Here is a 22,187-nt window from a genome sequence, read left to right on the forward strand (position 1 = left end):
CGAGCGCCGCCTCGGCGGGCCGCGCGGCGCGTGGTATCCTCGCGTCCCTGATGACGCCGGACCTCATCGTTCGCGGGTTGCGGGTGGTCACCGGGGGCGCCGTTCGGCCGGCCTCGGTGCATATCCAGGGCGGCACGATCCTCGCCGTCGCCGGCCATGACGAGGTGCCGGAGGGCTGCCCCGTCGTGGACGCGCAGGGCGCGGTGGTGATGCCCGGGCTGGTCGACGCGCACGTGCACATCAACGAGCCCGGACGGACCGAGTGGGAGGGGTTCGAGACAGCGACGCGCGCCGCGGCCGCGGGCGGCGTGACGTCGCTCGTCGACATGCCCCTCAACAGCATCCCGCCGACGACGACGGTCGCGCACCTCGAGGCGAAGGCGCGGGCCGCGCAGGGCCGGTGCCTCGTCGACGTGGGCTTCTGGGGCGGCGCCGTCCCGGGCAACGCGGGCGAGCTCGTCCCGCTCCTCGAGGCCGGCGCGCTCGGCTTCAAGTGCTTCATGGTCGACTCCGGCGTGGCGGAGTTCGGCCACGTCGGCGAGGCGGACCTCAGGGCCGCGCTCGAGGTGCTCGCGGGCACGGGGGCGCCGCTGCTCGTGCACGCCGAGCTCCCCGGCCCCATCGACGCGGCGCGCGCGGCGCTCGTCGGCCTCGATCCGCGGACCTACGCCGCCTACCTGCGCTCGCGGCCGCGCGAGGCGGAGGACCAGGCGATCGCGCTGCTCGCGTCGCTCTGCCAGGCGACGGGCGCGACGGCGCACGTGGTTCACCTCTCGTCGGCGACGGCGCTCGGCATCCTGAAGCGGGCGCGCGACAGCGGCGCCGCGCTGTCCGCCGAGACGACGCCGCACTACCTGCACTTCGCCGCCGAGGAGATCCCGGACGGCGCCACGCCCTTCAAGTGCGCTCCGCCGATCCGGGAGCGGGAGAACCGCGAGGAGCTCTGGGCCGCGCTGCAGGGCGGGCTCATCGATCTCGTCGTCTCCGACCACTCCCCGTGCACCCCCGAGCTCAAGCGGCTCGAGGCCGGCGACTTCGACGCGGCCTGGGGCGGGATCTCGAGCCTGCAGCTCGGCCTGTCGATCGTGTGGACCGACGCCCGCCGCCGGGGCGTCCCGATCGAGCGGCTCGCGACATGGCTTTGCCGCGGGCCGGCGAGGCTCGCCGGGCTGCGCCGCAAGGGGGAGATCGCGAGCGGGTTCGACGCAGATCTCGTGATCTGGGATCCCGAGGCGAGCTTCCGGGTCGAGCCGCCGCTCATCCAGCACCGGCACAAGGTGACGCCGTACGCCGGGGAGGAGCTCCACGGCGTCGTGCAGGCCACCTACCTTCGCGGCGAGAAGGTCTATGAGCGCGGGGGCTTCGCGCAGGAGGCGAGAGGGCGATGGCTGAAGCGAGAGGGGTGACGGGGCCGGCGTTCGCGGAGGCGCTCGATCTGGCGTCCGAGCGCCTGGGCGGCGCGGTGCTGGCGGCGAACGACGAGTTCTTCGCGCCGAAGGAGAGCCTGCTCAAGGCGTCGAGGCCGGTGTTCCTGGAGCACGAGTACACCGATCGCGGGAAGTGGATGGATGGCTGGGAGACGCGCCGGCGCCGGACTCCCGGGTTCGACTGGTGCCTCGTCCGGCTGGGGCTGCCGGGCATCCTCCGCGGGGTCATCGTCGACACGGCGTTCTTCCGGGGCAACTACCCGGAGCACTGCTCCATCGAGGCGTGCGCGGCGCGGCCCGACGCGCGCGTGGAGGAGCTGCTCGACCCGCGGACCCACTGGGTCGAGGTCCTGCCGCGCTCGCCGCTCGCGGGCGACTCGCAGAACGCCTTCGCCGTGAGCTGCTCGTCGCGGTTCACGCACCTTCGCCTGAACATCTATCCTGACGGCGGGGTGGCGCGGCTGCGGGTGCACGGCGACGCCGTCCCCGACTGGCGCCGGCTCGACCGTCCTGGCGCGGAGCTCGACCTCGCGGCCGCGGAGAACGGGGCGAGCGTGCTCTCGTGCAGCGACATGTTCTTCGGGGTGCGCCACAACCTGATCATGCCGGGCCGGGCGGCGAACATGGGAGACGGCTGGGAGACGCGGCGGCGGCGGGGGCCCGGGTACGACTGGGCGCTCGTGGCGCTCGCGGCGCAGGGGGAGATCAGCCGGATCGAGGTCGACACGAACCATTTCAAGGGCAATTACCCCGACACCTGCATGATCGAGGGGATCGACGCGGCGGGGCGCCCGGCGGCGGAGCTCGGCGGCGCGAGCGACTGGCGGGAGATCGTGCCGCGGACGAAGCTCCAGGCGCACACGCGTCACCTCTTCGCCGAGGAGCTCCTCGCGGCGGGGCCGTTCACGCACGTGCGCCTGAACATCTACCCGGACGGCGGCGTGAGCCGGCTGCGCGTCCTCGGCAAGGCGACCCGGCGCGGGGCGGCGGAGCAGCGGCTCCGCTGGCTCGACGCGCTCACGGAGCCGGAGGCGGCGGCGGAGCTCCGCGTCGCGTGCGGGTCGTCGGCGTGGGCGGCGCAGGTGGCGGCGGCGCGGCCGTTCCGGGACGAGGAGCGCCTGCTCGCGGCGGCGGCGCAGGCGTTCGCGCGGCTCGCCCCGGAGGACTGGCTCGAGGCGTTCCGCGCGCACCCGCGCATCGGGGAGACGAAGGCGCAGGCGGAGACCGCGGAGACGGCGCGGCGCTTCTCGAGCCAGGAGCAGGCGGGGATGGGCGCCGCGGCGCACGAGACGCGGGAGGCGCTCGCGCGGCTCAACCGCGCTTATGACGAGAAGTTCGGGTTCATCTACATCCTCTGCGCGACGGGCAAGAGCGCGGACGAGATGCTGACGGCGCTGCGCGAGCGGCTCGAGCATACGCCGGAGGAGGAGCTGCTCATCGCCGCGGAGGAGCAGCGGAAGATCGCGGAGATCAGGCTGAAGAAGCTGCTCTGGGGCGGCTAGCTGGCGGGGTCCGAGCTGCCCGGCGCCCGACGAGCCCCCTCTCCGGGCGCCTACCGTCCATCGCCCGAGGCACGTCCGAGAGGTGGATGAGATATCGAGAGCGCTGGTGCACTGTCGGACTCTGTCCCTGTACCCGGCGAGGACTTTGAGTTCGCAGGGTGGCGTCCCCGCCGGGGCTCACCGCGAGAGCTGGCCTCGCAAGGCGCCGTCGGGAAAATCGGCGGTGCGGACGGCGACGTAATAGCTCGCCGGATCGAGGAGCAGCGCCCTCAGGTCGTCGCGCTCTGCCGTCACGCAGCCGCTGGAGCTGCCGCCCGTCGGAGGCATCAGCGTGATGACCCCGCGGCCCGCGCGGCCGGCGGAGCCCTCGTGGATGCGCGCCGCGGTCGCGGGCGCGATGCCGGCCACCGCGAGATCGAAGCAGAGCTCGCCGCGGACGAGGTCGAGCGCGATGCGGGCCGTCCCGGTCCCGTCCAGATCCCCGGGGCCGGGCACCTCGGCCTGCCCGCTCAGCGCCGCCGTGAGCGGGCGGACCGGGCGCTCCGGCAACGCCGCGCGCACGAGCGACGTCGCGAGGACCACGGCGCCCAGAGCGGACATCGTGAAACGCTGCATGTCTCCCTCCTGCACATCCCAGGGATGCGCAACGCGAAGGCGCCGCAGGAGCAAAGACGACGCCCGCCGGCCGCGCCGCAGGGATGCGCTGCGCCACGGGCCATGGCGCGCGGTGAGCGCGCCCGGCGAGGCGCGCGGCGACGGACACGGGTGCTCGTCGCCGCCGTCCGCGTCGGGCTGAATCGAAGACGCGACGGGACGCCGCCCACGCAACGCATCAAGCCGAGTCGCCGCTTCTGCCGCGATTGAACCCGGATCCGTGGCGGCGTAAGGTACCCGCCCATTCATGATCTCGACCCGAAAGCCGTCCCGCGCCGCGACGCCCCGGCGCGGTGAGGGCAAGCCGCCCCGCCAGCGGCTCGACCTCGACGCTCGCCGCGCGCAGCTGCTCACGCTGGGGCTCGAGCTCTTCAGCCAGCGAGCCTACGACGACGTCGCCATCGACGAGGTGGCGCAGGCCGCAGGGATCTCGAAAGGGCTGCTGTACCATTATTTTCCGACCAAGCGCGATTTCTACATCGCCGTCCTGCGCGAAGCGGCGCGCGAGCTCGTCGAGCGGTCGCTGGACGTCGACGATCTGCCGGTGGACGAGCGCCTGCGCACCGGGCTGGACGCCTACCTCGCCTATGTCGAGCGACAGGGGATCTCCTATGCGGCCGTCTTCCGGGGCGGCATCGGCTCCGACGCCGAGGTGCTGGCCATCATCGAGGAGACGCGCAGCCGCTTCCTCGACAAGCTGCTCGCGGACACGCCGGTGACCGAGCGGCCTCCGGCGCTGCGGGTGGCGCTCCGCGGGTGGATCGGGTTCGTGGAGGCGACGAGCCTCGACTGGGTCGAGCGCCACGAGCTCGACCGGACGTCGCTGCGCGACCTGCTCGCCGATCTGCTGCCAGAGGTGGTGAGGCTGGCCATCCTCCACGCGGGCGGCGAGCAGGGCGGAAAGGGCGCGGGGGCGGCCGAAGCAGCGGCGCAGACCCCCGCGTGAGCGCTTCCGGTCCGTCGTGGCCGGCTCAGGGTTGACGACGAGTGCGCCTTCTGCCAGGAGACGGGCGCGCGAGGCGCGCAGAGCGCACGGCGGAGGCACCCGATGAGCACAGATCACACGAGGACCGAAGGCGACTGGACCATGCCCAAGCTCATCGCGCTCGCAGCCGCGACGCTCGTCGTGGCCTTCTCGGTCATCTACATGATCTCGCCCTGAGCGGCGCCCCGCGGCGCTGGCCGCTACGAGGCGCGGCCGGCGCTACAGCGGCCTCGCGCAGCGGACGCCGAGCGCGTCGGTGAGATCCGCCGGGTCCCACCCGCTCCGGTAGGAAGTAGAGATTTCGTCCGCGCTGGGCTGCCACCAGCTGCCGCCGCGGATCACCCGCGCAGGGCCCCCCTCGAGGTTCGCGCAATCAGCGCACGGATCGGGGTACGGCCCCTCGAAGTCCAGGGTCCACTCCCACAGGTTGCCCGCGAGGTCGGCGTGCCCCCACAGGCCATCGCCTCTCGGCGATCTCGAGCCGACAACCGCGCTGCCCGCCGCGTCGTACACGGCGTACGTCGAGTTCGGAAACGCGTTGCCCCACGGATACTCCCGCTGCTCGCTCCCGCCGGCAGACGCGTAGTTCCACTCCGCTTCTGTCGGGAGCCGCCCGCCGTCCCAGGCGCAGAAGGCGAACGCGACGAACCAGCTCACGCAGCTGATCGGCCTGGCCTCGTTCTCGCCCACGTCGTCAGTCCACGAGTGCAATCCCGCCTTGCACTTCAAGTCTTGTCTCAGCGTGGCCTGGCTCGCCGGCAGACGGGAGTCCCACCCCTCGTCCCAGCCGCTTCGCGGGAGCCCGGGGTGAGCTCCCGCACCGGCGGCAGGTCGGCTCTCGGGGTACGCCTCGACGAACCTGCGGAATCGTCCGACGGTGACCTCGTATCGATCCAGGCGAAGGTCGCTCACCTCCGCGGGATGCGCGGCTTCGTTGCTCCGGCGGTAGCTGCCGCCCGGAACGCGCGGGCTCGCGCAGCAGGGCTGGTTCCGCTCCGGACCGCAGGCCTCGCCTGCGCCGGGCCGACCCTCGCGGCAGCTCGGCGGCACGACGCACGAGCTCTCGGAGCCGGCGCCGCACCACCCGGCACAGCCGACATCCCGCCACTGCCCGTCGCCGCCGCACACCTCCACGAGCTCGCCAGCGCACCGCGCCTCCTCGGGAGAACACGCCACCGAGATCCCCCCGCCGCCGCCAGCCTCGCCGCCGCCAGCCCCGCCGCCGCCAGCCTCGCCGCCGCCCCCTCCCGCAGCGGCCGGCCCACCACCTGCTGCGCCGCCCGCGGCGCCAGCCCCCGCGGCGGCGTCTCCGTCGACGAAGCGCCGCTCCTTCGACGCGCACCCCGACCAGAGCGCGGCCATCGCGACCACCAGCAAGCCAGCAGCGCGCGAGCAACCCCGATATTCGCCTGACCGAGTTCGTAGAGAGCCCACCGTCACCCCTCCCCCCGTGGCCCAGCGCCGGGCACCGTCCATCGTAACGCGCGCTCAGCTGCCGCGGTACGTGGTGTAGCCGAAAGGGCTGAGCAGCAGCGGGACATGATGGTGCTGCGCCGGGTCGCGGACCTCGAAGAGGATCGAGACGCTGGGATAGAAGCTCTCGGACCCGAGCGCCGCGAAATAGGCGCCGGTGTGGAAGGTGAGCCGGTACGTGCCCGGCACCGGGCGCTCGCCCTGGGAAAGCAGGCCTCTCTGCCGGCCGTCGTCGTCGGTCGTGCCGCGGCCGACCTCCCGGTAGCCGCCGCCGTCGCTGACCTCCAGCACCACCAGCACGCCGCTCGCCGGGCGGCCCCGCGACGTGTCCAGCACGTGCGTCGTGATCGCGCTCATCGTTCCTCCCCGGTGCCCAGGCGTCCCCGCGACGCTCTCCGCTTCCGACGTGTCATATCACGCGCTCCGGGGCGTCACGATGGCATGAAACGAGCGCTCCCGGAGCTCGTCCGGCGTGAGGCCGGTCCGGTCCGCCGCCTCGCGCTCCGTCATCGCGCCCGCGCTGATCGCGCGCAGGAAGAAGTTCAGGAGCCCCTGCCCCGTCGCCGCGTCGTCGAACACCGTCCCGGCGACGGTCGCCCGGGCGGCCCGATCGATGAAGCTCCGCAGCCGCCCGGCGGTCGCCTCGACGCCCTCCAGAAAGAACGCGTAGACCGCCGCGTAGCGCACCGGGAGCTCCGCCGGGTGGAGATCCCAGCCCTGGTAGTAGCCGCCCTCGAGCGCGCGGCGGACATGCCCGTACTTCAGCCGCCACGCGCTCACCACCGCGCGCCGATTGTCGTCCACCTGCTGCGGTGTGAGCGGCGCTCCGCCGGGCCGCGCGCGGTGCGGCGCGACGGGCAGGATGTTGCTCGCGCCGTCGGAGAGCCAGAGCCCCGAGCCGGCCAGCGCGACCTGCATCACGTGCCGCGCGAAGTCGCACGCGGGGTGCGCGAGGTGCTGGTGAGCGGCCGTGATCTCGCAGCTCGCCGTGTAGTCGTAAGCACCGAAGTGCGCCCCCACGCACCGCCCGCGGGCCGCGTCGACCATCCCGGGCAGCGCGATCTCCCCGCGCGGGCCGAAGATCGAGGCCGTCGTCTCGACCATGAGCTCGATCCGGATCGCGCCGCCCGGCAGGCCGAGCGCGACCTCGAGCGCGTCGAGCGCGTCGGCCAGCGCCGAGACCTGCCCGGGCGCCTCCACCTTCGGCAGCGTCACCGCGAAGGCGGGCGGGAGCGCGCCGCCCGACGCGGCGACGAGCGTGGAGAGGAAGATGTCGAGCGTGCGCAGGCTCCTCTCGGCGCACCCCTCGCCCAGCGACTTGACGCGGATCCCGAGGAACGGGGGCAGGCCGCCCGCGGCCATGCCGAGGGCGACCTCGCGCGCGGCGGCGGCGGCGTGCGCGTCCTCCTCGTGGCCGGGGCGCACGCCGTAGCCGTCCTCGAAATCGATGCGCAGGTCCTCGACGGGCTCGCGGCGGAGCTTGTCCAGCACGCGCGCGTGCACCGCCCGCGCGAGCCGCGCCGGCCCGGCGGCGGGGCCCGCCGGGAGGGCGCCGGCGTCGAGCGCGGCCGCGAGGGCGAGCGCCTCGGCAGGGCCCTCCGGGAGCTCGTCCGCCCCCGGCAGGCCGAGCGCCCGCGCGAAGGCGGCGAAGTCGGGCGCGTGCTCCTCGAGGGCGCCGAGCGCCACCGCCCCGAGCTTCCGGGCCGTGTCGGCCTTGAACAGGTGGGCGCCGCCGTAGACGGTATGGATCGGCTGGCGCGCTGCCGGCGCGCCGCGGCCGCCGGTGCGGTCGAAAACAGAATGCCCGCTGCGGAGGCGCGAGAGCGCGCCGCGCAGCGCTTCAGGGGAGAGGCTTGTCTGGAACATGGTGTGCTTTCGGCAGGTCGGGCGCACACGAGAGGCCGCCTGACTCGGCACGTCAAGTGGCGCTCGCGCCCGTCGCGGGGAGGCGCCATGCTGCGCCCTGGGCCGCCTCGGCGAGCCCGCGGAGCGCCCGTGCGGGCGGCGCGACGGGCGGCCCAGGCGCCGCCGTTGCGTGCGCAGCGCTCGGGGTGTATCGGTCGTTGGAGGACTTCAATCGATGATGAGACGTCGAGACTTTCTTCGCGCCACCCTGGTGACCGCTGGCTCGGTGGTCGTGCCGACAGCTTGCTCCGAGGGAGAGGGGATAACCGGCGCGTGCGACATGAACGAGGACGACACGTTCTTCCCCCAGTCGGTGGCCTCCGGGGACCCGAGGCCCGAGAGCGTCGTGCTGTGGACCCGGCTGGTCGACGGCGACGGGGAGACGGATCTCAACCTGGCGCTCGTCGTCGCGCTCGACGAGGCGTTCACCCAGCTGGTGGAGCTCAGGTCGACCTCCAGCACCGTGGCCACCACCGGGTCGGGCGGCACGCGGGTCCCCGTGACGGCCAGGGCGGAGTTCGATCACTGCGTCAAGGTCAAGGTGAGCGGCCTGAGCCCCGGGACCACGTACTATTACCGGTTCTACTACACGACTGGAAATGGCTGCTTCAGCTCGCGCGTCGGGCGGACGCGGACGGCGCCGGCGCCCGACGCGGACGTGCCGGTGCGCTTCGCCTTCGTGGCGTGTCAGGACTACGTCGGTCGCTTCTACAACGCGTATGCGGCCCTGGCGAAACAGCAGATCGACTTCGTCGTCCACCTCGGGGACTACATCTACGAGACCACCGCTGATCCGAGCTTCCAGGCCCCGTCGCAGGAGCGCACGGTCGCCTTCTCCGACGTGGACGGCGCCATCGCCCTGAAGGCGGATGACATCGAGTTTCACGCCGCGAGGTCGCTGAGCAACTACCGGGAGCTCTACCGGACCTACCGGGCCGACCGGGCGCTCCAGCGGGTGCACGAGCTCTTTCCGATCATCGCGACCTGGAGCGATCACGAGTTCTCCGACGACTGCCACGGCGCGACGGCGGCCTACCTCGACGGTCGAGACGCAGAGGAGGACGAGGACCGGCGCAAGGCGGCGAACCAGGCCTGGTTCGAGTACATGCCGGTCGACTACCGCGCGGGAGATGAGTTCCAGTACAGCAGTACGGCCGCGTACCCGGAGGACATCACCATCTACCGGGACTTCACCTTCGGGAAGCACGTCCACCTCGTGATGACGGATCTCCGCTCCTACCGGGCCGATCACCTGATCCCGGAGGACGCGTTCCCGGGGAAGGTCGTCGTGAGGCAGGCGCCGCTCCTGGACAAGTTCGATAATGTGACGCCCCCGTTTGCGAGCCCCTACATCGACGACATCGATGCAGAACAGCATCGTATCTACAGGGAGATGTTCGAGGAGATCGCGCCCACGTTCGGCTTCGACCCCGGCCTCGGGTACGGGCCGAGCGAGCGGCCCCGCGTCATCAGCGCCACCTTCATCAACGCCGTCGTGGCGAAGCTGAACGAGCAGCGGGAAGAGCAACTGCCTCTCATCGACGAGGCCCAGATCGCCTTCATGGAGCGCGGGATCTCCTACTTCGACCTGGGGAAGACCGACTATTTCAGCAAGTTCGGGTCGCGTTACTTCGTGATCAAGGACGCCTTCGACGCGGTGTCGGATCTCGCCGAGGACGTCCCCGTCATGGGGGCCGCGCAGAGCTCGTGGTTCAAGGAAACGATCGAGAAGTCCGAGAGCACCTGGAAGGTGTGGGGAAACGAGTACTGTCTTTCACAGCTCGTCATCGATAGCCCGATCCCCTCCCCAGAGCCGCCCCCTGAAGATCCGCCTGAAGATCCGCCGCCCCCCCCGCGCTTTTACATGAGCTGCGACGGCTGGGACGGCTTCCGCAAGGAGCGGAACGAAATCCTCGGGAAGCTCGCCGCGCAGAGCAACGTGGTGGCGATCACGGGCGATCTGCACGCCTTCATCGCGGGGACGCCGGCGGAGGACACCTCCTCCTCGATGAACATCGTGGAGTTCGTCGTCGCGGCGATCTCGTCGGCCACCTACCGCTCGCTGCTGCGCAAGCGGGTGGCGGCCCATGCGATCCTGAAGGACGTCCCCCAGTCGGCGAACATCGCCGACAACATCGAAAATCTCCTCGTCCAGAGCGCGAAGGCCGGCGCGACGGAGCTCAACCCGCGCCTCGCCTTCCGCAAGTCTACCAGCAACGGGTTCTGCGTCGCCGAGGCGAACGCCGACGAGTTCGTGGTCACCATGCACATGCTGCCCGACAGCGCGCTCGCCGCGCCCCTGTACGAGGAAGCCGATGAGGCCGCGCTCGACAAGCAGATCACGACCGAGCGGTTCAAGACGGTCGCGGGCACGCGCGATCTGTACTGGAAGGACGGCAGCAAATGGAAGAGGTGGAACCCGGAGACGGCGGACTGGGACGGCTGATCGGCGGATGACGGGCCGCCGGCCGCGCGCGGCAGGGCGGCGCCGGGGCGGAGCGCAGCGCTCAGCGCGCCAGCATCACCACGGTGCCGTCGCGGCACGCGACAGCCATCCGCTCCTCCCCGGCGGGGACGACGGCGACCGGGGTGGAGCAGAGGCGCTCGGCCGCGATCGAGACGTTGCCGTCCGCCTCGACGACGCCGGCGCGGCCGCCCGAGCGCACGAAGCCGACGCGGCCGGCGCGGTCGATCACGACCGGCGGGCTCGGCTTCGCGTCCACCGGGCCCAGGAGGCCGGACAGCCCGGCGTCGGCCGTCGGGGCGGCCGGAGGTCGGTCGATGGCGACCCGGAGCGCCTCGTCGCCCGCGGCGTTGATCCCGAGGAGCAGCCCGGCCGCCGAGAGGACGACGGCGACGCCCCCGGCGCCGACGGCGGGCGGGCCGTCGAGCGCGCCGAAGGCGCTGCCGGCGCGGACGCCGGTGGTCCCGGTCGGCAGATCCAGCGCGACGAGGCGGCGGCCGTCGACGACCGCGAGCAGCGTGCGGGCGTCGGCCAGCGCGGCGCCGCGGCGAGGGAGGCCGCCGAGCTCGCCGAGCCGCCGAGGCGCGCTCGGCGGGCGCCATGTGAGCACCGCGCCCGACTCGGTGGTCACGAGCGTGCCGTCCGGACCCGCCAGCAGGGCGCCGGTCGCGCGGTCGGGGAGCTCGGCGCGGGCGCGCACGCTGCCGTCGGCGGCGAGCTCGACGAGCGAGCGCCCCACGGCCGCCACGAGCCCGCCGTCGTCGAGCGCGAGCGGCGTCACGTCGGCGTCGCGCCCCCGGAGGCCGAGGGGGACAGCGAAGCGCACGCCCCCCGCGGGGGTGAGGCCGAGGGCGACGCCGGACGAGGTGATCATCGCGACGGTGCCGTCGCTCGTGATCACGGCGGGCGCGAGCGGCGCGCTGTCGCCGATGCGCACGCGCCAGCGCTCGCGGCCGTCCGCGCCCAGCTTGACGACCTCGGGGATCGTCAGCGTGAGCACGAGATCGCCCTCGGCGTCGGCGAGCGGCGCCGCGTCGATGCCGCCGCGGAGCTGCCGCCGCCAGGCCTCGCGCGCGGGGAACGGCAGGCGCGCCGCGGAGCGGCCGGTGCGGCGCGCGTCGAGCCGCTCGCTCGGGGCGAAGCCGCGGGGCGCGCCGACCACGATGGTGTGCGGCCGGCTCGTGTCCACGGCGTCGGCGAAGGCGAGCGGCGCCGCGGCCGGGAGCAGGGCTGCGGCCGCGATGAGGCCCGCCCGGAAGAGGCGGCGCGGCCGGCGCTCTGTCGCGCGCGCGGCGCTCACCGGGCGCCCTTCAGGGTGAACTCGACCGACACCTCGGGGACCGCGGCGCCGTCCGGCGCCGTGAAGGGGGGCGCGACGGTGCCGTAGGCGGTGAGGGTGTCGCCGCGCTGAGCCGGGTTCTCCGCGCCGTGGACGAGCCGGACCTTGCACGCCCCCGGGGAGCCCAGCGCGCCGCCGGGGCTCGCGCTCGCGGCGGTCGCGCCGCCCTCCTTGCAGCCGGAAGCGGGCGACACCGAGAGCAGGAGCAGCGTCGAGTAGCCTTGCCGGCGCGTCTCGAGGACCTCGCCGGTCAGCGCGATCGGCTTGCCGATGTGGTCCTTGCCGCCCGCGGCGAGCGCGGCGTACCCGAGGGGGCTCCGGCCGGCGAACTCCCTGGCGGCTGTCTCGATGCGGTCGACCCGGCGCACCGCGATCTTCGCGATGCGCGGCGCCATGCCCTGCATCTTCGCGCGCACCTCGAACTGGGTCGCGCCCACGGACGAGACGTTCATCACGTGCGCGAACGAGCCGTCGGGGCGAACCGCGATCGGGTGCCCGCCGGCGAGGAGCTGCGCGCCGCGGGCCGTGCGCCCGGCCAGCACGAAGCTCTCCTTGTCGATGACAACGCTCGGGCCGGGCGCCTCGATGGAGAGCGGGACGATGCCGACCGCCACGCTCACCACGCCCTGCTCGCGCGGGCCGTCTGGCGGCGTGACGGTGTACGGCACCTGCCGGGTCAGCGTCTTCGCCTCGTCCGAGAGCCCCGTGATCGACTCGGCGACGTCGATCGACTCGACCGCCCGGCCGCTCGCGAGCGCGACCTCCTTGCCGTCGAGGGCCACCTGCGTGCCCTTGCTCGCCTCGACCACGACCTGGATGGAGGGGCGCTCCCCTTGCAGCGTGCCGAGGTCGGGGCGGATCCGGTAGGCGACGTGGATCGAGACGCCGACCGCCTCGTCGCGCCCGCTCCCGGGGCGGTCGATCGCGACCTTCATCCGGTTCTCGCCGACGGAGAGCGGGCTCGCGAGCGGGATCTGCGCCAGGCGGCCGGCGATCGTCGCCCGGCCCTCGCCGATGGAGACCGCCGTGCCGTCGGGGCAGCTGTCGCAGCGGAGCTCGATGACCTCGCGGCCGCCGGCGTCGGCGCGGGCGCGCGCGGTGACCGGGGGCGCGCTCGGCCAGAGCAGCGCGAACAGCACCGCGCCGAGCGCGAGCACGCCGCCCGCGGCGACCACGGCGACGGCCCGGCGCGAGGTGCGGGCGCGCTTCCTGGGCGGCGGCGGCCCGAGGCGGTGCTTCAGGCGCTGCGGGTGCATGAGCGCCGGGTTCCGCAGCGCCGGGGCGCGGAAGCGCGCGGGCGCGATCGTCGCGCCGAGCTCTGCGGCCGGCCGGTAGCGCGCGTCGAGCTCGGGCTCGGGGCCGAGATCGAGCGCGGCCGGGGCGCCGGGCGCGAGCGGCGCGATGCCGGGCCGGGCGACGCCGACCAGCGTGCGGGACGCGGCGGGCGGGAGCGCCGGGCCACGCGCTGCGCCGAGGGCCGGCGCGATCGGCATGGTGTGCTCGAGCGGCGGCATGCCCGGCAACGCGTGGTGCGGCGCTGGGTAGTGCGGCGCTGGGTAGTGCGGCGCGGCGGGGTGCGGCGCGACGGGTGCATCGAGGCGCGCTCCCGGGGCGGCCGGGGTCCCGACGACGAGCGTACCCCCGCCGAGGCGCGGGTCCGGCTGCGCGGGCGCCGCGCCGAACACCGCGGCGGGCATGCCGACGATGGTGCGCGAGCTGGCGCCCGGCGCGCCGGCCATGGGCGGCAGCGCGGCCTTGCCGCGGGCCGCGCCGGCCGGCTCGGCCGGGGCGGTCGGCGGCTGCCGGAGCAGATCGGGGAGCGCGACGCCGACCATGGTGCGGGACACGGGCTTCAGGCCGTGGGGGCCCGCGGCTCCCAGCGCAGCGCCGCAGTGCGGGCACGCCATCGAGCCCTCGGGGATCGGTTTCCCGCAATGCGGGCAATGCATGGCGCCATGGTAGCGAGGAACCGCGGCGCGGTCAGGCTCCGGGCGATCCGGTCCGCCGCGGCGCCGGCCCCGCCACCGGAAACGCCGGCAAGGGCGCGGGCGGGCGCTCTCCACGCCGCCGGCGCGCCGCGCAACAGTTGGCCCGGACGCGGCCGGTACGCTAACGCGGACGTATGCTCGCGAAGCGCATCATCCCGTGCCTCGACGTCAAGGACGGCCGCGTCGTGAAGGGCGTCCGCTTTGTGGGGCTGCGGGACGCCGGCGATCCTGTCGAGGCCGCCCGGCGTTACGACGCCGAGGGCGCGGACGAGATCACGTTCCTCGACATCACCGCGTCGCACGAGAAGCGCGGCATCATCCTGGACGTCGTGGCGCGGACGGCGGACGTGCTGTTCACGCCGCTCACGGTCGGCGGCGGTGTCCGGTCCGAGCAGGACATCGAGGCGCTCCTCCACGCGGGGGCGGACAAGGTGGCGATCAACACGGCCGCGGTGAACGATCCCGACCTCGTGCGGCGCGCCGCGGACCGGTGGGGCACCCAGGCGATCGTGGTGGCGATCGACGCGCGCCGGATCGCGGATCCGTCGCGCGTGGCCTGGACGGTGGTGACCCACGGCGGCCGGCGGGACACGGGGCGCGACGCGGTCGCGTGGGCGGAGGAGATCGCGCGCGCGGGCGCGGGGGAGCTGCTCATCACGAGCATGGACCGCGACGGCACGCGGGACGGGTACGACCTCCTGCTGACAGCCGCCATCGCGCGGGCCGTGCCGGTCCCGGTGATCGCGTCGGGCGGCGTCGGGACGCTGGATCACCTGCGCGCGGGCCTCGTCGAGGGCGGCGCGGACGCCGCGCTCGCGGCGTCGATCTTCCACGACGGCGAGTACACGATCGGCGAGGCGAAGGCGTACCTCGAAGCGGCGGGCGTGCCGGTCAGGCCGGCGCGCGCTGGCGGGTCGAGAGACGCGGCGGCGCGGGGGCGCTCGTGAGCGCGTGCGTCACGCTGGACGAGGTCCTCGCGGCGGCGCACGCGCGGTGCGCCTCGCTGGTGCCGGAGACGTCGGGGTACCTGGCGCTGGCGGTCGGCGACGCGACGTCGCGGCTGCCGCTCCGGCTCGACGATCGCGCGGTGCTGCTCACGACCGAGGGCACGGTCACGGTGCGCTCGCGCGGCGAGCCGGTGGCGCCCGCCGAGGCGGCGCGGCTCCTGCGCGACCTGCTCGCGCGGCTGCTCGCCGCGTCCGCGGGCAGCATGCCGAACCTCGCGGCGACGGCGCGCCCGCGCCCCACGGCGGAGCAGGACCCGGACATGGTCGCGCGAGAGCTCGAGGCCGCGCTGATCCCGGTGAACCGCAATGCCGCGCGGCGCGCGCTGGCGCGGCTCGCCCGCGAGACGCTGCGCGCCAGGGAGGCCGGCCGGCTGAAGCGCGCGCGGGCGGAGGTCCGGGCGGCGCCGGCGGCGAACGAGCAGACGGCGGCGCCGGTGCGACCGGCGGCGAACGAGCAGACGGCGGCGCCGGTGCGACCGGCGGCGAACGAGCAGACGGCGGCGCCGGTGCGACCGGCGTGCGCCGCGGCTGCGCCGCGCGACGAGGTCGGCGGTGCGCAGCGCGGGGAGGTCGCGGCTGCGCCGCTCGCGCCGACCGTCGTGGAGCTCACCCTCAGCCCTGGGCCGGTTGCTCCGGCGATCGTGGAGCTGACGCTCAGCCCCGGGCTTGTCGCATGCGAGACCGCGGGGCCGACGCTCCCGGCCCCCGCACTCGGTACCGGTTCTGACGAGATCGCGGCCAGAGCCGCGGTGGTCGAGCCGTCTTCCGAGGTCGCGCTGGCGCCTGCGCACGCGACACATCCTGGCGAACAGGCCGAGGCGTTCCCGGAGCCGACGCCTACGGTGGTGCAGGCGGTGGTCGAGATCGAGACGGCGGCGGCGCTGGTGGAGATCCCGGTCGTCCCGGAGCTCGTCGAGCCTGCGCGAGCAGTCGCGCGCGTGGCGCCGATCGCGCCCAGCGCGCCGTCGATCGTGGCTGCCGACGGGCGCGCCATTCCCGCGCTGTCGCCTGCCGACGGCGACGGCGACGGCGCAGCGTGCCGGGAAGCGCTCACGAGCCCTGAGGGAATCGAGGCGCTCCTCATCGAGCTCTCCCCTGCCCCCACGGAGATCGTGTCGCTTCCGCAGGAGCCGACGCCCTCCGAGTCGATCCTCGTCGAGCTCTCCCCCGACCCCGCCGGCGTCGTAACGCTCTCGCAGGAGCCGACGCCCTCCGAGTCGATCCTCGTCGAGCTCTCCCCGGACCCCGCCGGCGTCGTAACGCTCTCGCAGGAGCCCACACCGACCGTCGCCACCGCCGTCTGGGAAGAGAGGGTGGCGGCCGACAGCGCCGCGGTCATCCGCGTGACGGAAGCGCCTGTCGACGCCATCGACGCGGCTGCCGACGTAGTCGAAGCAGCCACGGAGCCGCCCGCCGACGTAGCCGACGCAGCCACGGAGCCGCCCGCCGACGTAGCCGACGCAGCCACGGAGGCGCCCGCCGACGTAGTCGATGCAGCCACGGAGCCGCCTGCCGACGTAGCCGCCGACGTCATCGACGCAGCCGCCAACGTCATCGACGCAGCCACGGAGCCGCCCGCCGACATCCTCGACGCGCCCGTCGACATCCTCGACGAGCCCGCCGACATCATCGACGCGGCCGCCGACGCGCCCGCCGACATCATCGACGCAGCCGCCGACATCCTCGACGCAGCCGCCGACGCGCCCGCCGACATCCTCGACGCAGCCGCCGACGCGCCCGCCGGCATCCCCCGCATCGCCCCCGACGCTGTCGAGACCGCGCGCCCGCCCGCCATCCACTTCCTGCTCGACGCGGAAGCCGGGCTCCAGGTCACCCCGGCCTACGGCGGCTGGCCACTCGTCCACCACCGCGACGCCGCCGCCGTGTCCGTCGGTCCTCGAGCGAGCGTCGCCTCGCTCGAGGAAACCGTCGCCTCGCTCGAGGAAACGCCGGCGGCGCGGCACACGCTGCCCTGGCCGATCCCGGCGCAGCGCGGCGACGACGCACAGGCCGCGACAGCCCCCGCCACCCCTACAGCTGCGCCGGCGCCGGCGCCGGCCGAAGCCTCGCCGTCACCGCACGCCGAGGCCACGACGGCCGCCCACGCCGGCGCGGAGCCGGCGGAAGAGCCGTGCCCGGCAGGCCTGAGCCCCATCGACGCCATCGTGTGGAGCGCCTCGCGGCGATCGCGGAGCGCGCACCCGCCGGCGGACGGCGCCGGCACGTCCCGGGTCGACGAGCTCGTCGCGCGCTTCATGGCGCAGTCGGAGCACAGCGCGCAACGACGCGCCGCGCGCAGCATGAAGGCGCTCGCGGGCCTCGACCTCACCCTCACGCCGCCCCCTGTCGCGGCCCTCTCCGCGACCGCCGCGCGCGCGCTCCCGGACGCGCGCTCGCCCCTCGCCGACACGAGGCGCCCCATTCCGTCCGAGGTCCCCGCGCCCGACGCCGGGCAGGTCGCGGTGGGCGAGAGCAGCAGGCCGCCTGTGCCCCTGGTGACCCCGCGCCGCAAGGGCCTCTCCTTGTGGCTCGCGCTCGTCGCGCTCGCCCTGCTCTGCGCCGTGCTCGTCGGAACGCTGCGGCCCGAGCTCTTCGCCTCATTCGCGGAGCCGCTCGCACGCGGCGCGCTCCGCGCCGTGCCGCGCGCGGAGGCGAGGACGCCGCCCCCGCACGATTGACGTTGCCCCGGAGGAGCGACGACACTCGTCGCCATGCAAGAGCAGAGCATGGCGATCGTGAAGTCGCTCGTGAGCGTGGCGTGGGCGGACGGCGAGTTCCACGACGCCGAGCGCGAGATGGTGGAGGGGCTGATCGCGGCGTTCGAGGCGAACGAGGAGCAGGCCACGGAGATCCGCGCCTACGCCGCCGAGCGGAGGACCCTGGACGACGCGCCCCTCGGCGAGCTCGGCGGCGAGGACCGCCGCGCGCTGCTCCAGCACGCGGTGCTGCTCACCTTCGTCGACGGCGAGCAGCACGACGCGGAGAAGCAATACATCGCTGCGCTGTGCAAGAAGCTCGAGATCCCCGAGCTCGAATCGGAGCAGCTCATCAAGTCCGCGGAGGCCCGCGCCCGGCGCCTCCTCACGTTGCTCTGACGCGGCTGCCGCGGCGCCCGTGCGCCGCGGGCCTCGCCGCTGCCCGGGCTCCCATGGCGAGCTCGGCCCCTCGCTGGCCGGCTGATCGGGCTCGGACATGCTCCGGAGACCGAACCACGAGGCGAGCCGGCGAGGGGGGTACGTAGCGGCATTAAATGTGTTTTATATTACAAACACAGGAAGCTCACTGCACCGCACCCTCGGCGGGTGCAGCGTTTCAGGCCGCGACTGTCACGTGTCCGCATGGACTGAAAGGCAAGACCAAGTAGACCCCGGGGTAGGGGGCGGTGGGGAGCACGCGTTCACGCGATGTTGCGGAGCCGTCGCCGGTGCGTCGCCCGTCCAGCGCATCTTCCCGCCGCTCGGGCCGCCCCGGAGCGTTCGCCGTCGAGGAGTGCTCATGAACCACGACATCGGCATGATCTGCCCTGCTTGCAGCAGCATCACCATATTTCAGGCCGGGACCAACACCCCGCGGCAGTGCGCTCGCTGCCACGACATCGACCCTCCGCCCGCGCTGCCGTTGCGCGAGCGGCCGACGCGCCCGGGCGGGCGCAGCCGCCGCCTCGAGGTAGCGCAGCTCGACTGGATGGAGTGATCAGACCGGCGCGCCGAGCTGCCGGAGGAGCTCTCGCACCACCCCGCGCGCGCAGTGCTCCCGGTAGGCCCGCGTCGAGCGCACGTCGTCGATGGGCGCGATGTCCTGCGCTACCGCCGCGTCCACCTCCGCCGGGGTGAGCTCGGCGAGGGGGCGCGAGAGGCAGAGCGCGCGCACGCTCGGCAGGAGCGCCGTCGTGGGCGCGACCGACGCCATCCCGAGCCCGAGCCGCGCGAGCCGCCCGGACCGCACCTCGGCCACGCCCGCGAGCGCGACCTTCGAGATCGCCTGCGCCCGCCGCGCGCCGATCTTCCGCCAGTACCAGGGCGACCCGGGCTCCGGCAGCGCGATCTCCACCGCCACGATCACCTCGTCCGGCGCGCGCGCCGTGCGCTTGTACCCCGTCTGCAGGGAGCTCATCGGGATGCGCCGCTCCCCGCGGACGCTCTGCACCACGACGGTCGCGTCGTAGGCGGCCAGCGCGGCGACGCCGTCGGCGGCCGGCGACGCCGTGGCGAGGTTGCCGCCGAGCGTGCCGCGCGCCTGGATCTGCACCGCGCCCACGTCGCGGCTCATCCGGGCGAGGAGCGGCGCCCGCTCCAGGACCACGTCGCTCCGGCGCATCTCCAGGTACGTCGTCGCGGCGCCCACCCGCAGCGTGTCGCCGGAGAGCGAGACGCCGCGCAGATCCGCGAGCCGCGACACGTCGACGACGAGCGGCGGCGCCGCCGCCCCGGCGCCCGCCGGGAGCTCGAGCGGAGGCCTGAGCTCCTGCTCGACGACCCAGTCGGTGCCGCCGGCCAGCAGCGCGACCGGCGCGCCGAGCGCGGCCTGCTCCGCCACGAGCTCGCACAGCGGGCCGAGCCCGGTCACGCGCCGCATCTCGAACAGGCGGAGATCGGCGATGCTCACGGCGCCCCCCCTCCCCCGCCGCGGCGCAGCGCCGCGGCGGAGCGGACGCTCTCGACGATGCGCTGGTAGCCCGTGCAGCGGCACAGGTTGCCCGCGAGCGCCTCGCGCACGTCGAGCTCCGACGGCGCCGGGTTGCGCACGAGCAGCGCCTCGGCGGCGAGGAGCATGCCGGGCGTGCAGATCCCGCACTGCGCGCCGCCCTCCTCGATGAAGCAGCGCTGGAGCGGCGACAGGTGGCCGGCGCCGGCGAGCCCCTCGACCGTGGTCACGTGCCGCCCATCGCACTGCCCGATCGCGACGAGGCAGGCGTTCACGGGGTCGCCGTCGATCAGCACCGTGCACGCGCCGCACTCGCCCTCGGCGCACCCCTCCTTCGTGCCCGTGAGCCCGAGCGGCCCCCGGAGCGCGTCGAGCAGCCGGGAGAGCGGCGGCAGGTCGACCTCGCGCGGCGAGCCGTTGACGACGAGCGATACCTTCATGAGTGATCCCCTCCCCCCGCCGCCTGCCGCGGCGCTGCGGCGCCGCGCGCCGCCTCGAACAGGCGCTCCGGCGTGAGCGGCAGCGCGCGCGCGGCGATCCCCGTCGCGTGCTCCACGGCCGCGGCGATGGCCGGCGCGCCGCCGTCCATCGGCATCTCGCCGATGCCCTTGGCCCCACCGCCCGGACCGAACGGGAAGGGCTCCTCGACCAGGACGACGTGGAACGGCGGCGCGTCGAGCGACGTCGGGATGATGTAGTTGGTCATCCGCGGGTTCCTGATCTTGCCGCCCTGCCAGACGATCTCCTCGGAGAGCGCCCAGCCGATCGCCTGCAGGCTGCCGCCCTCGATCTGCCCCTTGCACATCACCGGGTGGATCGCCTTGCCCACGTCGGTGGCCGACCAGAAGTCGACGACCGTCACCTCGAAGGTGTCGAGGTCGACCTCGACCTCGGCCACGTCGCACGCCCAGCCGAAGCAAGGGTACGCGTCCCCCTTGTACGCCTCGTCGTCCCAGCGCACGTAGCCCGGCGGCTCGTACTGCTTCAGCGACGTCACCTGCCCCTCGCGGGCGAGCAGCCTGTCCGCCGCCTCCTCGAACGTCAGCGCCGGCGCCGCGCCTTCCTGCCCCTCGTGCGCGGCGCCCTGCTGCCGCGCCGCCTCCTGCTCCTCGCGCACGCGGCCCGAGAGCTCGCGCGCCGCGACCTCGAGGATCGAGCCGACCACCATCACCGTGCGCGACGCCACGGTGGGCCCCGAGTCGGGCACGGTCGTCGTGCACGGCACCGCGAAATCGATCCGATCGATCGGCAGCCCCGCCGCGGACGCGGCGATCTGCCGGAACACCGTCTCCGTCCCCTGGCCGATGTCGGTCGACGCCGTGCGGATACGGAGCCGCCCGCCGGGCACGAGATCCAGCGCGACCTTGCCCTTGTAGTAACGCTCGCCCGACCCGGTGAAGCCCGCGCCGTGCATGAACACGGACAGCCCGACCCCGCGCGCCACGCGCCCTCGCACGACGGGCCCGGCCGCGCGCTTCTGCCGGTAGCCGCTCGCCGCGATCGCCTTCGCGATGCACTCCTCGCCCGCGACGCTCGCGCGGAGCACCTGACCCGTCGCGGTCGCGTCGCCGGGGCGCAGCACGTTCTTCGCCTTCACGTCGAGCGGATCGCAGCCGAGCTCCCGCGCGACGCGGTCGAGGTGCCGCTCGATCGCCCAGATCGTCTGCGGCGCGCCGAAGCCGCGGAAGGCGCCGTTCGGCGGCGTGCTCGTCGCCACCGCGGTCGCCTCGATCCAGACGTCGTCCCAGCGGTAGGCGCCCGCCGCGTGGAGGGCGCCGCGCGACAGGACCACCTGCGTCAGCGTCGCGTACGCGCCGCCGTCCATGAGGATCCGGGTCTTCAGGGCGCGGAGCGTCCCGTCGCGATCGCAGCCGCTCGTGATCTCGCAGAACGCCGGGTGGCGCTTCGTCGTCGCCTCGATGTCCTCCGTCCGGTCGTAGATCATCCGCACCGGGCGGCCGCTCTTCTTCGCGAGGAGCGCCGCGTGGAGCGCGATGATCGACGGGTACTCCTCCTTGCCCCCGAAGCCGCCCCCGGTCACCGACTGGGTGACGTGGATCTGGTCGGGCGGGAGCCCGAACGCCTTCAGGAACGCCTTGTGCACGTAGAACGGGCACTGGATCGAGCCCGTCGCGTGCGCGCCCGCCTCGTCCCACCAGGCGATGACCCCCTGCGGCTCGATGTAGAGCTGCTCCTGGTGGTGCGAGGCGTACGTCCCGGTGACGACCACGTCGCAACGCGCGAGCGCCGCGTCGATGGCGGCCTCGGCGCGCTCCTGCTCGACGTCGGCGCGCCCCTTCGTGATGAGGTACCGCTTGAGGACGTTGTCGGTCCCCCAGATGATCTCCTTGCCCTCCAGCGCGTCGCGCGCGTCGAGCACCGGCGGCAGCGGATCGATGTCGAGCGTGACGGCCTGGACCGCCCGCGCGAGCTTCAGCCGATCCGCGCAGCCGAGCAGGGCGATCGGCTCGTAAGCGTGGTTCACCTTGCCGGTGCCGAGGATCGGCTGATCGTCCAGGATCAGCGCGACGACGTTGACCGGGACGTCCTCGGCGAGCACCACCGTGACGTCGCTCCAGTCGAACGCGGGGTCGAACCGCACGCCCCGGAGGATCCCGCGCGGCACGGGGCTCCGCACGGTGCGCCCGAAGATCTCCCCCGGCATCGCCGGGATGTCGTCGACGTAGCGCGACGCCCCCGTCACCTTGGGGGGGCCGTCGGTGCGGGGCACGCTGATCCCCACGGCGCTCGCTGAAGCTGGAGGGCTCGTCGCCATTCGTGTGCTCCTCCTTGTTGACG

The 22,187-nt window shown here is 74.2% G+C and carries 17 protein-coding genes; 8 read left to right on the forward strand and 9 right to left on the reverse strand.

The genetic code is table 11. The features are described from left to right. Nucleotides 1-50 precede the first annotated feature (50 nt). Together allB and WME89_RS37160 are read left to right on the forward strand one after the other, a co-directional pair. The gene (allB, locus tag WME89_RS37155; RefSeq protein WP_438004348.1) at nucleotides 51-1,406 is read left to right on the forward strand and encodes an allantoinase AllB; all 1,356 of its coding nucleotides are present in this window, start codon (nucleotides 51-53) and stop codon (nucleotides 1,404-1,406) included. Beyond that, complete coding sequence (locus tag WME89_RS37160) at nucleotides 1,385-2,929, forward strand: allantoicase (protein ID WP_438004349.1); 1,545 nt, start codon at nucleotides 1,385-1,387, stop codon at nucleotides 2,927-2,929. The genes allB and WME89_RS37160 overlap by 22 nt, the downstream gene beginning before the upstream one ends. A gap of 177 nt (nucleotides 2,930-3,106) precedes the next feature. Here WME89_RS37160 and WME89_RS37165 read toward each other — a convergent pair whose 3' ends face one another. Next, nucleotides 3,107-3,544: a CHRD domain-containing protein gene (locus WME89_RS37165; protein WP_438004350.1), complete on the reverse strand. Its 438-nt coding sequence runs from the start codon at nucleotides 3,542-3,544 to the stop codon at nucleotides 3,107-3,109. A 286-nt stretch (nucleotides 3,545-3,830) separates the two neighbouring features. On the opposite strand from WME89_RS37165, the gene WME89_RS37170 reads away from it, so the two are divergent. Further along, nucleotides 3,831-4,529, forward strand: coding sequence for a TetR/AcrR family transcriptional regulator (locus WME89_RS37170; RefSeq protein ID WP_437619411.1), 699 nt, complete (start codon nucleotides 3,831-3,833; stop codon nucleotides 4,527-4,529). Nucleotides 4,530-4,787: 258 nt separating this feature from the next. Here the strand turns inward: WME89_RS37170 and WME89_RS37175 are convergent, their stop codons facing one another. From WME89_RS37175 to WME89_RS37185, 3 genes are all read right to left on the reverse strand, one after another. Beyond that, the gene (locus tag WME89_RS37175) at nucleotides 4,788-5,930 is read right to left on the reverse strand and encodes a formylglycine-generating enzyme family protein (protein WP_438004351.1); all 1,143 of its coding nucleotides are present in this window, start codon (nucleotides 5,928-5,930) and stop codon (nucleotides 4,788-4,790) included. A gap of 126 nt (nucleotides 5,931-6,056) precedes the next feature. Beyond that, nucleotides 6,057-6,398 (reverse strand): hydroxyisourate hydrolase, encoded by a 342-nt coding sequence (uraH, locus tag WME89_RS37180; protein WP_437619413.1) that lies wholly within the window; start codon nucleotides 6,396-6,398, stop codon nucleotides 6,057-6,059. A gap of 57 nt (nucleotides 6,399-6,455) precedes the next feature. Beyond that, nucleotides 6,456-7,907, reverse strand: a complete 1,452-nt coding sequence (locus WME89_RS37185) for a DUF6986 family protein (protein WP_438004352.1) — start codon at nucleotides 7,905-7,907, stop codon at nucleotides 6,456-6,458. A 214-nt stretch (nucleotides 7,908-8,121) separates the two neighbouring features. On the opposite strand from WME89_RS37185, the gene WME89_RS37190 reads away from it, so the two are divergent. Next, nucleotides 8,122-10,392, forward strand: a complete 2,271-nt coding sequence (locus tag WME89_RS37190; RefSeq protein ID WP_438004353.1) for an alkaline phosphatase D family protein — start codon at nucleotides 8,122-8,124, stop codon at nucleotides 10,390-10,392. 61 nt (nucleotides 10,393-10,453) lie between these two features. Here the strand turns inward: WME89_RS37190 and WME89_RS37195 are convergent, their stop codons facing one another. Both WME89_RS37195 and WME89_RS37200 read right to left on the reverse strand, forming a co-directional pair. Continuing rightward, nucleotides 10,454-11,710, reverse strand: a complete 1,257-nt coding sequence (locus WME89_RS37195) for a hypothetical protein (protein ID WP_438004354.1) — start codon at nucleotides 11,708-11,710, stop codon at nucleotides 10,454-10,456. Then, a complete protein-coding gene (locus tag WME89_RS37200; RefSeq protein ID WP_438004355.1) occupies nucleotides 11,707-13,698 on the reverse strand; it encodes a zinc-ribbon domain-containing protein in 1,992 nt (663 codons plus the stop codon). The genes WME89_RS37195 and WME89_RS37200 overlap by 4 nt, the downstream gene beginning before the upstream one ends. Nucleotides 13,699-13,871: 173 nt before the next feature. Between WME89_RS37200 and hisF the strand changes: the two genes are divergently transcribed. The 4 genes from hisF (at nucleotide 13,872) to WME89_RS37220 (ending at nucleotide 18,437) form a co-directional block, all read left to right on the forward strand. After that, nucleotides 13,872-14,684 carry an imidazole glycerol phosphate synthase subunit HisF gene (hisF, locus tag WME89_RS37205; protein ID WP_438004356.1) on the forward strand — a complete coding sequence of 271 codons (813 nt, stop codon included), beginning with the start codon at nucleotides 13,872-13,874 and terminating at the stop codon, nucleotides 14,682-14,684. Next, nucleotides 14,681-17,422 carry a hypothetical protein gene (locus WME89_RS37210; RefSeq protein ID WP_438004357.1) on the forward strand — a complete coding sequence of 914 codons (2,742 nt, stop codon included), beginning with the start codon at nucleotides 14,681-14,683 and terminating at the stop codon, nucleotides 17,420-17,422. The genes hisF and WME89_RS37210 overlap by 4 nt, the downstream gene beginning before the upstream one ends. A 33-nt stretch (nucleotides 17,423-17,455) precedes the next feature. Continuing rightward, entirely contained in the window at nucleotides 17,456-17,839 is a 384-nt protein-coding gene (locus tag WME89_RS37215; protein WP_438004358.1) for a TerB family tellurite resistance protein, read from the forward strand. Between the two features lie 400 nt (nucleotides 17,840-18,239). Next, entirely contained in the window at nucleotides 18,240-18,437 is a 198-nt protein-coding gene (locus WME89_RS37220) for a hypothetical protein (protein WP_437500728.1), read from the forward strand. Here the strand turns inward: WME89_RS37220 and WME89_RS37225 are convergent, their stop codons facing one another. Genes WME89_RS37225 through WME89_RS37235 form a run of 3 tightly spaced genes read right to left on the reverse strand, consistent with a single transcriptional unit; the run spans nucleotide 18,438 to nucleotide 22,164 of the window. Beyond that, nucleotides 18,438-19,349, reverse strand: a complete 912-nt coding sequence (locus tag WME89_RS37225) for an FAD binding domain-containing protein (protein ID WP_438004359.1) — start codon at nucleotides 19,347-19,349, stop codon at nucleotides 18,438-18,440. Then, nucleotides 19,346-19,828, reverse strand: a complete 483-nt coding sequence (locus WME89_RS37230) for a (2Fe-2S)-binding protein (protein ID WP_438004360.1) — start codon at nucleotides 19,826-19,828, stop codon at nucleotides 19,346-19,348. The genes WME89_RS37225 and WME89_RS37230 overlap by 4 nt, the downstream gene beginning before the upstream one ends. Then, nucleotides 19,825-22,164, reverse strand: a complete 2,340-nt coding sequence (locus WME89_RS37235; RefSeq protein ID WP_438004361.1) for a xanthine dehydrogenase family protein molybdopterin-binding subunit — start codon at nucleotides 22,162-22,164, stop codon at nucleotides 19,825-19,827. The genes WME89_RS37230 and WME89_RS37235 overlap by 4 nt, the downstream gene beginning before the upstream one ends. Nucleotides 22,165-22,187: the final 23 nt, after the last annotated feature.

It is taken from the genome of Sorangium sp. So ce321 (assembly GCF_051530195.1).
Taxonomy (GTDB): domain Bacteria; phylum Myxococcota_A; class Polyangia; order Polyangiales; family Polyangiaceae; genus Sorangium.

Bases quoted from the DNA above. Each gene is read 5' to 3' on its own strand.
- WME89_RS37165 (WP_438004350.1), bottom strand. From the start codon at position 3,544: ATGCAGCGTTTCACGATGTCCGCTCTGGGCGCCGTGGTCCTCGCGACG.
- WME89_RS37220 (WP_437500728.1), top strand. From the start codon at position 18,240: ATGAACCACGACATCGGCATGATCTGCCCTGCTTGCAGCAGCATCACC.
- WME89_RS37230 (WP_438004360.1), bottom strand. From the start codon at position 19,828: ATGAAGGTATCGCTCGTCGTCAACGGCTCGCCGCGCGAGGTCGACCTG.
- uraH (WP_437619413.1), bottom strand. From the start codon at position 6,398: ATGAGCGCGATCACGACGCACGTGCTGGACACGTCGCGGGGCCGCCCG.
- WME89_RS37170 (WP_437619411.1), top strand. From the start codon at position 3,831: ATGATCTCGACCCGAAAGCCGTCCCGCGCCGCGACGCCCCGGCGCGGT.
- WME89_RS37175 (WP_438004351.1), bottom strand. From the start codon at position 5,930: ATGGCCGCGCTCTGGTCGGGGTGCGCGTCGAAGGAGCGGCGCTTCGTC.
- WME89_RS37200 (WP_438004355.1), bottom strand. From the start codon at position 13,698: ATGCATTGCCCGCATTGCGGGAAACCGATCCCCGAGGGCTCGATGGCG.
- WME89_RS37190 (WP_438004353.1), top strand. From the start codon at position 8,122: ATGATGAGACGTCGAGACTTTCTTCGCGCCACCCTGGTGACCGCTGGC.
- WME89_RS37185 (WP_438004352.1), bottom strand. From the start codon at position 7,907: ATGTTCCAGACAAGCCTCTCCCCTGAAGCGCTGCGCGGCGCGCTCTCG.
- WME89_RS37160 (WP_438004349.1), top strand. From the start codon at position 1,385: ATGGCTGAAGCGAGAGGGGTGACGGGGCCGGCGTTCGCGGAGGCGCTC.
- WME89_RS37215 (WP_438004358.1), top strand. From the start codon at position 17,456: ATGCAAGAGCAGAGCATGGCGATCGTGAAGTCGCTCGTGAGCGTGGCG.
- allB (WP_438004348.1), top strand. From the start codon at position 51: ATGACGCCGGACCTCATCGTTCGCGGGTTGCGGGTGGTCACCGGGGGC.
- hisF (WP_438004356.1), top strand. From the start codon at position 13,872: ATGCTCGCGAAGCGCATCATCCCGTGCCTCGACGTCAAGGACGGCCGC.
- WME89_RS37235 (WP_438004361.1), bottom strand. From the start codon at position 22,164: ATGGCGACGAGCCCTCCAGCTTCAGCGAGCGCCGTGGGGATCAGCGTG.